Source organism: Ruthenibacterium lactatiformans, from assembly GCF_000949455.1.
GTDB lineage: Bacteria > Bacillota > Clostridia > Oscillospirales > Ruminococcaceae > Ruthenibacterium > Ruthenibacterium lactatiformans.
The window spans coordinates 1-12,651 of the sequence record NZ_JXXK01000033.1 but is presented as its reverse complement, the minus strand read 5'-3'; the positions used below and the strand labels follow the sequence as shown (position 1 = coordinate 12,651).

Sequence of the window (12,651 nt, the reverse complement as noted above, 5' to 3'; positions counted from 1 at the left end):
GGCCCGCCGCCCTGACGCGGCCTGTTAATCCAGAACGGTGGTATCGTGGAACGTCACCTCGATGACAGACCCGATCTCCACCTGCGTATCGGCCGCAATGTCCTGCTCTGTGACCACGATGGTGCTGCCGCCGCCCGTCACGCCCTTTTCGCTGACGTTCAGACCCAGCGATTTCAGCGTGGCGCACGCCGCGTCGTAGCTCATATCCGTCAGGTTCGGCACCGTGACAAGGTCGCCGCCGCTCTCGGAGCGGTCCTCCGAATACAGGATGATCGTGGACTGGCGCGGCACGATGGTGCCCGCCGCCGGGTACTGATACAGAACGGTATCGCCTGTGGCGCGCTCGATGTCCACATTGAAGCCGGATTCGCGCAGCTTGCCGGCGGCGGCGTTCACACTGGAGCCCACCACGTTGGGCACCGCCGTCTCCACCTTTGCCAGCTCCGCCTCGGTGTACTCCTTGGGCACCCCCAGCGTCTGGAGCGCCTCGTCCAGCACACTTTGCACCACGGGCGCGGCCAGACGGCCGCCGTAATAGGTTCCCTGTTCGTCGTGCGGCGTGTCCAGCATCACCAGCACCGCGATCTGCGGGTCGTCCCCGGGCGCGAAGCCCCAGTAAGAGGAATAATAGGTCTGCTCTTCGTCCGACAGCGCCTGCTTGCGCTGGCTGGTGCCGGATTTGCCGCCCGCCTTATAGCCGGCCACGTAGCCCGTCTTGTTGCCGCCGATCAGCGTCTTGCCGTCCGCAGCCGTCATATTTACGCTTCTCGTCAGCAGCTCGCGCATGGTGGCGCTGGTCTCGGCCGAGAGCACCTGCCGCTTCACTTCCGGCTCCACGTTTTCAACGATATTCCCGTCCGCGTCCAGCACCTGCTTCACCACGTGCGGCTGTACCAGATATCCGCCGTTGATGACGGCGCAGGCTGCTGTGATCATCTGGATGGGCGTGGTGGACGTCGTCTGGCCGAAGGCGGAGGAGGCCAGCTCCACGGGCCCCATTCTTTCCAGCGGGACGTACTGTGTCGTTCCCTCGTCGTCCATGTCGACGCCCGTTTTCTCGTAGAAGCCGAAGGCCTGCATATAATTGCAGAACGTCTCCGCCCCCATCATCTGCCCCAGCGTGACATAGTAGGGGTTGCACGAGCCGTCCAGGCCGCCGAAGAAGTCCAGCGTGCCGTGGTTGGTGTGCGCGCACCGCATGGTGCGGCCCGCCACGGTGATGGAGCCCTTGCAGGTGTACGAGGTGTTCAGGTTCGCCGCGCCGGAGTCCAGCGCGGCCGAAGCCGTGATGACCTTGAACACCGAGCCGGGGTAGTACAGGTCGGCCACCGCCTTGTTGCGCCATTGCGCCCACTGCGCGGTATATTTCGCGTCCGCCCGTTCGTTTTCATCCGCAATGGCCGCGATCTGTGCCGCCAGCGCCTCGTCCGCAATGGTGTAAGGGTCCTGCAGGTTGTAGTCCGGCATCGTCGCCATGGCCAGGATCGCCCCCGTGTTCACGTCCATCACGATGCCCACCGCACGGTTTTCCACATGATACTGGTCCACGGCGTTCTGCAGGTATTTTTCCAATGTGCTCTGGATGCTGGCGTTCAGCGTCAGCACCAGGCCGTTGCCGTCCTCGGCGTCATAGGCCGCCTCGTAGGTGCCGTTTGGCAAATCGTACCCCCAGGCGTTCTTCATGCCCACCACGCGCCCGGCGGTGCCCTTGAGCGTATCGTTGTAATAGCTCTCGATGCCCAGCACGCCGTCGCCGTCCGCGTTCACAAAGCCGATGATCGTGGAGGCCAGCGTCTGGTAGGGATAATAACGCTTCGCGTCCTGCACCAGGCTGATGCCCGCGACAGGAGTATCTTTTCCCTTGTCCGATGCGTTATACTCGGTGATCCAGGCCGTGATGGCGTCCGCCACCGGCTTTTCGATCTGCCGCTTGATGAGCTGATAGTTGCTTTCGCTCTTCTGAAGCTTTTCCAAAATACTCTGGGCGTCCAGCTCCAGCAGCTCGGCCAGCTTTACGGCAACGTCGTTGATATTCGTGCCGCTTTTGGCCATGTCCCGGGGCGAGGCGACCACCGTCCACACCTTGTTGCTGCGGGCCAGCACCTTCATATCGGAATCGTAGATAACGCCGCGGTTGGGCGTGATGGTCTCGTCCGCAAGCTGCTGGTTTTCGGCGCGGGCGGCCAGTTCGTCGTGCTGCACGATTTGAAGCTGGTACAGGTTGTATACAACGGCCCCAAAGCCCACCAGCACGAACAGCGCGGCCAGCACGATGGCGCGCGTGCGCATGCTGCGGGACACCGCGCTCTTGGGCGCCTTCGCCGTGTCCTGCGGCGGTACGTTCTTTCGATTGTGTTCCGGCTGTTTTTTCATCTCTGCCTCCCGGGATATCGCTGTTGTCAAGGGGCGCGGGCCAGCCGCGCAAACGGTCGAACGCGGGCATAAAAAGAATTATCACCGGCTTTTCCCGCACGAACGGCTCGGCAGAGGAAGAAAGGCGGTGATAATACTTATTGATTCAGGGCGTGAGGTATTCCATAAAGCTGGCCACCGTCTGCGATATCTCGCCCGCCAGGCGGGCCAGCCCGGTGTCCGAGCGCTCCACCTTGTTCTCCTGCCCGGTGGTCACATACGTCACCTGTGAGCGGTCCATCTTTACCATTTTCAGCGTATTCGTTGCATATTCCTGCACCGCCGAAAGGTTTGTTTTCATTTCCATCTCATTGGACAGGTATGTATATTCGCTCTGAAGGTCGGCCAGGGTGTCCTCCTGCGTGCGGATCTGGGCCGAAAGCTCAGTGGACTGCACCTGCGAGTACAGCACGCTGCAAACCAGCGCCAGAAACACGGAAGCGAACGCCACGGCTTTGATCCATTTTAAATTGTACCGCGCCAGCCCCCGTTTGGGCTTTGGCTGCCCGGCCACGCGCAGACGCGGCTTTTGCTCCCGCGGAGCGAACCGCTCAAGGTCGTACGCTGCATTCGTCTGCATGGCGTCCTCTCTCCTTTCTTTTTTGTTTCAAGGCAATACCGTACAATTCTAAGCGTCGAATCGCGCCGGCCGGTTTTTTGGCAGGTTAAACAAAAAGCGCAGCGAATACTTTGTGTATTCGCGAGCATTTTTGTGACGGCTGCCGAAAAATCTGCAAGCGAGGCGGCGCTTAAGGCTTCAGCCGTGAATTGTGCGGCGTTGCCTCAAATATGCAATGCGGCCCCGGCCGCGTTACAGCTTTTCCAGTATGCGCAGCTTTGCGCTGCGCGCACGGCGGTTTTCCGCCTGTTCCCCGGCGGCTGCCTCAACGGGCTTTTTGGTAATGAGCTTTGCCCTGGCCTTCCCGCCGCATACGCACACCGGGAACTCCGGCGGGCAGGTGCAGGCCGTGGCCCACTGGCGGAACCGCTGCTTGACGAGCCTGTCCTCCAGGGAATGGAACGTGATGACGCACATGCGCCCGCCCGGCTTCAGTGCGGCAAACAGCACGTCCAGCCCTTCGCTCAGTGCGTCCAGCTCACCGTTCACGGCGATGCGCAGCGCCTGGAAGGTGCGGCGCGCGGGGTTTTTGTCCTTGCGGCGCACCGCGGGCGGCAGCGCCGAGGCGACGGCCTGCACCAGCTGCGCCGTCGTTTCAATGGGCGCGGCGGCGCGGGCGCTTTCGATCTTCCCGGCGATCTGCCAGGCATACGGCTCCTCGCCGTATTCCTTGAGGATACGGCACAATTCCGCGCGGGAGGCGGTGTTCACAAGGTCGGCGGCCGTGGGGCCGCTCTGGCTCATGCGCATGTCCAGCGGCGCGTCGCCCTGATACGAAAAGCCGCGCGAGACCTCGTCCAGCTGGTGTGAGGAAACCCCCAGGTCCAGCAGCACGCCGTCCAGCCCGTCCACGCCAAGCTGGGCCAGCGCCCGGTCCGCATAGCGGAAATTGCTCTGCACCACCGTGGCGGGCAGCCCTTCCAGGCGCTGCGACGCGGCGGCCACGGCGTCGGGGTCCTGGTCCAGCGCGATGAGGCGGCCGGTCGTGAGGCGCGCGGCGATCTCTTTTGAATGCCCTGCCCCGCCCGCGGTGCCGTCGAGATAAATGCCGTCCGGCCGGATGGCAAGGCCGTCGATGCATTCCGCGAGGAGGACAGGGATGTGATGAAAACTCATGGCTTAAAACTCCAATTCTTCCATGGCGGCGGCGATGGGCCCGCTGCGCAGGCGCTCGTTCATCTGCTGCCAGGCCTGCGTGTTCCATATCTCGGCATGGCGGCCCACGCCGATGACCGTAACGTCCTTTTCCAGCTTCGCATGCTGGCGCAGGTTGGCGGGCAGCAGGATGCGCCCCTGCTTGTCCGGCGACGCCTCCACGGCGGTGGCGTACAGAAAGCGCTGCACGTCACGGGATTTCACCATGCTTTTTTCGGACAGAAGTGCGGAAATGCGCTCCCATTCGTCTTCCGGAAACGCCACCAGACAGTCGTCCAGCCAGCGGGTGACGATGAAAGTGCCGCCCATGGCCTCGCGGAATTTGGGCGGGAAATTGAGCCTCCCCTTGTCGTCGATGGCATAGCTGTACTCGCCGATCAGCATTTCCAGCCACCACCTTCCCGGCACATGGGGGAGTTTCCCCACTTTTACCCACTTTACCCCACTTCTGTTTCAATTATAAGGGGCGTCCCTGTAAAAATCAACCCTTTTTCTGTGAAAGTTTTCGACGCCGAACCGTTTTTGACCGTGTCGAAACACGTCTCCGGGCGTATCTTCTTTGGGAACCGCAGCGTTTCTCCGCACGGGCGCGCGAAAGACACGTTGGCGGGCGTTTTGCCGGCGTGCAAACGGACAAACGCAAAAAAGGCGGGCACCTGAAAAGGTGCCCGCCCCAGCCTGTCGAAAAAGATAAAAAACGTTTGCCCGTCCGGACGTGCGCCGGGCGGGCAAATACCTCTACCGTACAAAAGGCAATTTTGTGTGCGAAGTGCGCGAAATTGCCCTTTTGTGCGCCGGACGGAAAGGAGAACTGAGGGAAACCGGAAACCGGCTGCGCAGCACAAAGCGTCCGGTGTCCCTCAGAGGTTGGCGGCAAAACCGCCCGGGACGCTTTTATAAAGGCCGGCTGCGCTTTCGCACAAAGCTCAGTCCTCGTACTCTTCGCTTTCCTCGTAGGATTCGGTGGGCGTGTCTGAATAAACCAGCCCAAAAATCTGTTTGAGGTTGTCCATAAAAGAAGTGATCGAAGTCGTCATAAATTCCACACGCCCTTTCCGCATATTTTCCGTCGGCTGCGCCTTTGGCGCCGCCGTCCACGCTTCAATCCGGGACACTGCTTTTTGTGCCCTCTGCTTAGTATACGACGCAGAGGGCCAAAATGTTGCAGTTTTCAGGAAAAATATTTGTAAATTTAAGGGTTTTGCGGGAAAGAATGGCAAACTGTAATTTTTTTGTAAGAATCCAGCGAAAAAGCCGAATAAACGGAAACAAAGTCAACCTGTTTTTTCGCGCTTACTTCACCAGGCGGCGGGCGTTTTCGGCAATGTTCTCCGCTGTCAGGCCGTAGTCTGCAAACAGCTCCGCGGGCGTGCCGGACTGGCCGAACCGGTCCTCGATGCCCACGCGCGCGAATTTGGCGCCGGACCTGCCCGCCAGCACCTCGGCCACCGCGGAGCCCAGCCCGCCGATGACGGAATGCTCCTCGGCCGTCACAACGGCGCCGCATTTTTCAGCCACGGACAAAACCGCATCCTCGTCCAGCGGCTTCACCGTGTGCATGTTCACCACAGTGGCCCGGATGCCCTCCGCCGCCAGCAGGTCGGCGGCCTTCAGCGCCTCGGCCACCATCAGGCCCATGGCGATGATGGCCACGTCGCCGCCCTCGCGCATGATGTTCGCCTTTCCGGGCACAAAGGGCGTGCTCTCGTCGGTGAAGCATTCGCACACCGGGCGCGCCACGCGGATATACACCGGGCCTTCGATGGCCGCGGCCGCGCGCACGGCCTTGCGCACCTCAACGGCGTCGCAGGGCACGAAGATCGTCATATTGGGCATCACGCGCATCAGGGCGATGTCCTCTATGCTCTGGTGGCTGCCGCCGTCCTCGCCCACGCACAGGCCGGAATGGGAAAAGCCGAACTTCACATTGGCGTTCACATACGCGATGGAATTGCGGATCTGCTCGTAAGCGCGGCCCGCGCCGAACAGCGCGAACGTGCTGATGAAGGGGATCAGCCCCTCGTGGGCAAAGCCCGCGGCCGCGCAGGCCATGTTGGCCTCGGCGATGCCGAAATCAAAAAAGCGGTCCGGATACACCGCGGAAAAGCGGTTGGTCATGGTGGCGTTGGAAAGGTCCGCGTCCAGCACGACGATCTTGTCGTTCTCCGCGCCCAGCTCGGCCAGCGCCTCGCCGTAGGCAATACGCAGGGATTTGCTCTCAGCCATTGTCGGATACCCCCAGTTCTTTCATCGCTTGCTCATACTGCTCCTTGTTCGGCGCCTTGCCGTGCCAGCCCACCTGGTCTTCCATGAAGGACACGCCGTGGCCCTTGTGCGTTTCGCAGCAGACAAACAGCGGCTTGCCCGGGTGCGGCGTGTTCACCGCCTCCACAACGGCGCCGATGTCGTGGCCGTCCACTTTTACGCACACGAAGCCGAAAGCCTCGTATTTGGCCATCATATCGCCCACGCCCATCACTTCGTCATTGGTGCCGTCGATCTGCAGGCCGTTGTGGTCCAGCAGAACGGTAAGGTTGTCCAGCTTATAGTGGGCGGCGGACATGGCGGCCTCCCACACCAGGCCCTCCTGGCTCTCGCCGTCGCCGGTGATGACGAACACGCGGTGGCTCTCGCCCTTATACTTTGCGGCAAGCGCCATGCCGCCGGCAATGGAAACGCCCTGGCCCAGCGAGCCGGTGTTGGCGTCCACACCCGGGGTCTTGCGCATATCGGGATGGCCCTGCAGATGGCTGTGGAACTTGCGCAGCGTCCAGAGGTCCTCCCGCGGGAAATACCCCTTGTCCGCCAGAACGGCATACAGCGCGGGGCAGGCATGGCCCTTACTGAGCACGAAGCGGTCCCGTTCTTCCCAGCCCGGGTTGGAGGGGTCCACCTTCATTATATTATAATAGAGCGCCATCAGCATCTCCACGCAAGACAGCGAGCCGCCCGGATGGCCGGATTTTGCGAGATACGTCATCTTCACGATGTCGGCCCGCAGCTGCTTTGCTTTTTCCTGTTGCAATGCAAGTTCCATTTTCTGATCCTCCGTTCTTTATTTTCACACGGTTCCGCCTAACAGTTTATCGCGTCACGGCCCATGCCGTCAAGCGGTTGAAGATTTTTTCATGAAATATGCTTTTTCTTCAAAAATACCCTTGACAACTCCGGTCGTCTTATTGTAAAATATCCAAGCAGTGTCCCGATCGTGGCTTACATTTGCGCCCATAGCTCAGGTGGATAGAGCAACTGCCTTCTAAGCAGTGGGCCAGGGGTTCGAGTCCCTTTGGGCGCACCAAATATGGTGGGTGTAGTTCAGTTGGTAGAGCGCCAGATTGTGGTTCTGGTTGTCGTGGGTTCGAGTCCCATCTCCCACCCCATTTAAAATCAGGAACGGCAAATTCGCATGCGGATTTGCCGTTCTGCAATAATGGGCCATCGCCAAGTGGTAAGGCACGGGACTTTGACTCCCGCATTCCGCTGGTTCGAATCCAGCTGGCCCAACCAGCCAAAAGACCGCAAAGAACGTTGATTCTTTGCGGTCTTTTGGCATTGGCGGCTCATACGCCCGCTGCGCCGCCTTCTTGTTTTTTCATCCGCCAAGGCGGCCCGGCTTTTCCAAGGCGCGCCTTGGCGCGCGGCGCCTCCTTGTAAGCACAACCGGCAAAAAATTTTCGTGTCGAAGGCTTTACATTCCCGCAAACAACTGCTATACTGAAACCAGTTCTTATACCATACCAAGAACTGTTATGGTTGCTATGATAAGGTCTTAGCACCGTAAAGCTCTGACGCCTCGCTTTCAGCGGGGCGTCATCTTTTTTGCCCAAAAAACACGGATATTTTTATCCACTGTGCTGATTGACGGCTGCAACGTAATTCGGTCATGATATAAATGGAAGCGTAAAAAGCAGGACCTTTTCATGCAAATGCTGGTGAAAGAGGCGGTAATATGAAAAACACATTGTATGGCATCGGGCTGGACATCGGCGTGGCGTCTGTCGGCTGGGCCGTCGTCGGTTTGAACGGCACGGGTGAACCTGTTGGACTGCACCGTTTGGGTGTACGCATTTTCGACAAGGCCGAGCAGCCCAAGACGGGCGAAAGCCTTGCCGCGCCGCGGCGCATGGCGCGCGGGATGCGCCGCCGTCTGCGCCGCAAGGCGCTGCGCCGGGCGGACGTTTACGCCCTGCTGGAACGCAGCGGCCTTTCCACCCGGGAAGCGCTCGCGCACATGTTTGAAGCGGGCGGCCTGGAAGACATCTATGCGCTGCGCACGCGCGCGTTGGACGAACCGGTCGGCAAGGCCGAATTTTCGCGCATTTTGCTGCACCTTGCCCAGCGCCGCGGGTTTAAAAGCAACCGCCGAACCGCCTCGGACGGCGAGGACGGGCGGCTTCTTGCCGCCGTGAACGAAAACCGCCGGCGCATGGCCCAGGGCGGCTGGCGCACCGTGGGCGAAATGCTGTACCGGCACGAGGCCTTCGCCCTTCACAAACGCAACAAGGCTGACGAATACCTTTCCACGGTTGGGCGGGACATGGTGGCAGAGGAAGCCTCGCTGCTGTTCCAGCGCCAGCGTGAGCTGGGCTGCGCTTGGGCCACGCCGGAGCTGCAGGCAGAATACCTTTCCATCCTTCTGCGCCAGCGTTCGTTCGATGAAGGGCCGGGCGGCAACAGCCCCTACGGCGGCAACCAGGTGGAAAAAATGGTGGGCCGCTGCACGTTCGAGCCGGATGAGCCGCGCGCCGCAAAAGCCGCGTATTCGTTTGAATATTTTTCACTGCTGCAAAAAATCAACCACATCCGCCTTGTAGAAAACGGCGAAACGCGCCCACTGACGCAGCAGCAGCGGCAACAGCTTCTCTCGCTGGCGCACAAAACCCCGGACGTGAGCCTTGCCCGCATTCGCAAGGAGCTGGCGCTCCCGGAAACGGTGCAATTCAACGGCGTGCGCTGCCGGGCAAACGAAACGCTTGAAGAGAGCGAAAAAAAGGAAAAGTTCGCCTGCCTGCCCGCATACCACAAAATGCGCAAGGCGCTGGACGGCGTTGTAAAGGGCCGTATTTCCTCCCTGAGCATTTCCCAACGCGACGCGGCCGCCACCGCGCTTTCCCTTTACAAAAATGAGGATACGCTGCGCGCAAAGCTGACGGAGGCCGGTTTCCAAGCACCCGAGATCGACGCGCTGGCGGGCCTTACGGGCTTTTCAAAATTCGGCCACCTTTCACTGAAGGCCTGCAGAAAATTGATCCCGCATCTGGAGCAGGGGCTGACCTACGACCAGGCCTGCAGTGCCGCCGGGTACGATTTCAAGGGCCACGGCGCAGGTGAGCGCGCCTTTACATTGCCTGCCGCCGCTCCGGAAATGGAGCAGATCACAAGCCCTGTGGTACGCCGCGCCGTTGCGCAGACGATCAAAGTGGTGAACGGCATCATCCGCGAGATGGACGCAAGCCCCGCATGGGTGCGCATTGAGCTTGCGCGCGAGCTGAGCAAAACTTTCGGCGAACGACAGGAGATGGACCGCTCCATGCGCGAAAACGCCGCGCAGAACGAACGCCTGATGCAGGAGCTGCGCGATACGTTCCACCTGCTCTCCCCCACCGGGCAGGACCTTGTGAAATACCGCCTCTGGAAAGAGCAGGACGGCGTGTGCGCCTATTCGCTCCGGCGGCTGGACGTGGAACGGCTGTTTGAGCCGGGCTATGTGGACGTGGACCACATTGTGCCGTACAGCCTCAGCTTTGACGACCGGCGCAGCAACAAGGTGCTGGTGCTTTCCTCCGAAAACCGGCAAAAGGGCAACCGTCTGCCGCTGCAATACCTGCAGGGCAAACGGCGCGAAGACTTTATCGTCTGGACAAACAGCAGCGTGCGCGACTACCGCAAGCGACAGAATCTTTTGCGCGAAAAGCTCTCCGGGGACGAAGCCGAGGGCTTCCGGCAGCGCAATCTGCAGGACACACAGCACATGGCGCGCTTTTTGTACAACTACATTTCCGACCATCTTGCATTTGCGCAGTCCGAAGCGCTTGGCAAAAAGCGCGTTTTCGCCGTCAGCGGCGCGGTAACGTCGCATCTGCGCAAACGCTGGGGGCTTTCCAAGGTGCGCGCGGACGGCGATTTGCACCACGCGCTGGACGCCGCCGTCATCGCCTGCACAACAGACGGCATGATCCGCCGGATCTCCGGCTATTACGGGCACATTGAGGGCGAATATCTTCAGGACGCCGACGGCGCCGGTTCGCAGCACGCCCGCACAAAGGAGCGCTTTCCCGCGCCCTGGCCGCGCTTCCGCGACGAGCTGATCGTACGGCTCTCCGAGCAGCCCGGCGAACATCTTCTGGACATCAACCCGGAATTTTACTGCGAATATGGCACAGAGCATATCCGCCCGGTGTTTGTTTCCCGCATGCCGCGCCGCAAGGTGACCGGCCCGGGCCACAAGGAAACCATCAAGGGCGCCGCCGCGGCAGACGAAGGCCTCTTGACGGTGCGCAAGGCCCTGACAGAGCTGAAACTGGACAAAGACGGAGAAATCAAAGACTACTATATGCCCTCCAGCGATACGCTGCTGTACGAGGCGCTCAAGGCGCAGCTGCGCCGCTTTGGCGGCGACAGTAAAAAGGCCTTTGCGGAACCGTTTTACAAGCCGAAAGCGGACGGCACGCCCGGCCCGCTGGTGCGCAAGGTGAAGACAACCGAAAAAGCCACGCTCACCGTACCTGTGCACGGCGGCGCGGCCAGCAACGACACGATGGTGCGCGTCGATGTGTTCCTTGTACCCGGGGACGGGTATTACTGGGTGCCGGTGTATACGGCGGACACGCTGAAACCGGAGTTGCCCAATCGGGCAGTAGTGCAAGGCAAGCCGTACAGCGAGTGGAAAGAAATGCGCGAGGAGGATTTTATTTTTTCGCTGTATCCAAATGACCTTGTGTATGTGGAGCATAAAAGCGGGCTGAAGTTTACTTTGCAGAATGCGGACAGCACGCTGGAGAAAACGCGGACGCAAACGAGCGCATTTGTATATTTTGTGGGCGGAAGCATTTCTACAGCTTCTATCACCATCCGCACGCACGACAATGCCTATGGCATCCCAAGCCTTGGCGTCAAAACACTGAAAACTTTCCACAAATACCAGGTAGATGTTCTGGGCAACGTCTTCCCCGTTCACAAGGAAACGCGGCAGAAATTCCGCTGATTCATCAAAAAAGGAGGCGGTTATGTCCTACCGATGCGTGATCGTCAGCAATCCCGCGCACATCAGCACGCGCAGCGAACAGCTTGTTGTGGAAACGGACGAGCGCCACACCGTGCCCATCGAGGACATCAGCGCGCTGATGCTGGAAAGCCGCCGCGCCACGTTTTCGGCTGCCGCGCTCTCCGCTTTGGCGCAAAACGGAACGGCGGTGTTCGTGTGCGACGAAAAGCATTTACCCTGCGGCGTGCTGCTGCCATACGCGCAGCACAGCCGCCAGCTTGCCGCGGCACGCGCGCAGCTTTCGCTGACGCTGCCCGCCAAAAAACGCTTCTGGCAGCAGCTCGTCACCGCCAAAATCGGCAACCAGGCGGAATGTCTGGCGCTGTGCGGCAAAACACAAGAAGCGGCCTTTTTGCATTCCCGCGCACGCGCCGTGACAAGCGGCGATAAGGACAATCTGGAGGCAGCAGCCGCCGCGTATTACTTCCCCGCCCTGTTCGGCACAGGCTTTACCCGCAGCGCCGACGATGGCCGCAACGCCGCGCTCAATTACGGCTATGCCATCCTGCGCGGCTATGCCGCCCGCTGCGCCGCAGTTTACGGGCTTTTGCCGTGGGAGGGGCTGCACCATTGCAGCCAGCTGAACCAATACAATCTGGCGGACGACCTTATGGAGCCGTTCCGCCCGGTTGTGGATTTATATGTAGCCGCCAATGTGGACGAGGCAAGCACGCTCGCCCCCGCGCTCAAGCACGCGCTGTTCGGGCTGATGAACGCTGACATTCTTTCCGGCGGACAGCACCACAGCGTGGCTTACGCCATGGAACGGCTGGTGCAAAGCCTGCGCACCGGCATGGAAAAGGGCGGCGCTTTGGCGCTGCCGAAGCTGCTGGCATGGCAGCCCCACGGTTATGAGTAGATTTATGAGAATGCTTGTATTTTTTGACCTGCCCGTCCAAACAAAAAAGCAGCGGCGGGAAGCCACTGCTTTTCGCAACTTTTTGATAAAGGATGGGTATCACATGCTTCAATACTCGGTTTACGCCCGCGTATGCAACGGCAACGATGCCGTGACAAAACACCGGGCGCGGCTGACAGGGCAGCTGCCGGCCAATGGCGCTGTGCGCCTGTTGGTGGTAACGGAAAAGCAGTATCAGTCGATTGAGATATTGCTCGGCCCATTTTCCCCGGCGGACACACCCTTTGCATGTGAACAGCTTACGCTGTTTTGATTTTTCGGAAAGAACAAAAAGCGCTCTAG

9 protein-coding genes and 3 tRNA genes are annotated in these 12,651 nt (G+C 60.2%); 6 read left to right on the top strand and 6 right to left on the bottom strand.

Annotated elements, in window-relative coordinates; all coding sequences use genetic code 11:
- Positions 1 to 24: 24 nt before the first annotated feature.
- The 6 genes from TQ39_RS16445 to TQ39_RS16410 all read right to left on the bottom strand — a co-directional run bounded on the left by TQ39_RS16445 (position 25) and on the right by TQ39_RS16410 (position 7,223).
- Positions 25 to 2,373 carry a penicillin-binding transpeptidase domain-containing protein gene (locus tag TQ39_RS16445; protein ID WP_050006341.1) on the bottom strand — a complete coding sequence of 783 codons (2,349 nt, stop codon included), beginning with the start codon at positions 2,371 to 2,373 and terminating at the stop codon, positions 25 to 27.
- 145 nt (positions 2,374 to 2,518) lie between these two features.
- Positions 2,519 to 2,992 (bottom strand): cell division protein FtsL, encoded by a 474-nt coding sequence (locus tag TQ39_RS16440; RefSeq protein WP_009324335.1) that lies wholly within the window; start codon positions 2,990 to 2,992, stop codon positions 2,519 to 2,521.
- A 231-nt stretch (positions 2,993 to 3,223) separates the two neighbouring features.
- Complete coding sequence (rsmH, locus tag TQ39_RS16435) at positions 3,224 to 4,147, bottom strand: 16S rRNA (cytosine(1402)-N(4))-methyltransferase RsmH (protein WP_009324334.1); 924 nt, start codon at positions 4,145 to 4,147, stop codon at positions 3,224 to 3,226.
- Positions 4,148 to 4,150: 3 nt separating this feature from the next.
- Positions 4,151 to 4,594, bottom strand: coding sequence for a division/cell wall cluster transcriptional repressor MraZ (gene mraZ / locus TQ39_RS16430; RefSeq protein WP_242853528.1), 444 nt, complete (start codon positions 4,592 to 4,594; stop codon positions 4,151 to 4,153).
- Positions 4,595 to 5,479: 885 nt separating this feature from the next.
- Positions 5,480 to 6,412, bottom strand: a complete 933-nt coding sequence (locus TQ39_RS16415; RefSeq protein WP_009324330.1) for a transketolase family protein — start codon at positions 6,410 to 6,412, stop codon at positions 5,480 to 5,482.
- Positions 6,405 to 7,223, bottom strand: coding sequence for a transketolase (locus TQ39_RS16410; protein WP_050006339.1), 819 nt, complete (start codon positions 7,221 to 7,223; stop codon positions 6,405 to 6,407). Before TQ39_RS16410 ends, TQ39_RS16415 begins: the two co-directional genes overlap by 8 nt.
- A 184-nt stretch (positions 7,224 to 7,407) precedes the next feature.
- On the opposite strand from TQ39_RS16410, the gene TQ39_RS16405 reads away from it, so the two are divergent.
- The 6 genes from TQ39_RS16405 (at position 7,408) to cas2 (ending at position 12,622) form a co-directional block, all read left to right on the top strand.
- Positions 7,408 to 7,484: transfer RNA gene (locus tag TQ39_RS16405), tRNA-Arg, on the top strand.
- Positions 7,485 to 7,490: 6 nt separating this feature from the next.
- Positions 7,491 to 7,566 (top strand) — tRNA-His (locus TQ39_RS16400).
- Between the two features lie 51 nt (positions 7,567 to 7,617).
- Positions 7,618 to 7,693, top strand: a tRNA-Gln gene (locus tag TQ39_RS16395).
- A 442-nt stretch (positions 7,694 to 8,135) separates the two neighbouring features.
- On the top strand, positions 8,136 to 11,390 hold the full coding sequence (gene cas9, locus TQ39_RS16390) for a type II CRISPR RNA-guided endonuclease Cas9 (protein ID WP_050006338.1): 3,255 nt from the start codon (positions 8,136 to 8,138) through the stop codon (positions 11,388 to 11,390).
- Positions 11,391 to 11,412: 22 nt separating this feature from the next.
- Positions 11,413 to 12,309 (top strand): type II CRISPR-associated endonuclease Cas1, encoded by an 897-nt coding sequence (gene cas1, locus TQ39_RS16385; RefSeq protein WP_050006337.1) that lies wholly within the window; start codon positions 11,413 to 11,415, stop codon positions 12,307 to 12,309.
- On the top strand, positions 12,302 to 12,622 hold the full coding sequence (gene cas2 / locus TQ39_RS16380) for a CRISPR-associated endonuclease Cas2 (RefSeq protein WP_082052317.1): 321 nt from the start codon (positions 12,302 to 12,304) through the stop codon (positions 12,620 to 12,622). Before cas1 ends, cas2 begins: the two co-directional genes overlap by 8 nt.
- The last annotated feature ends 29 nt before the right edge of the window (positions 12,623 to 12,651 follow it).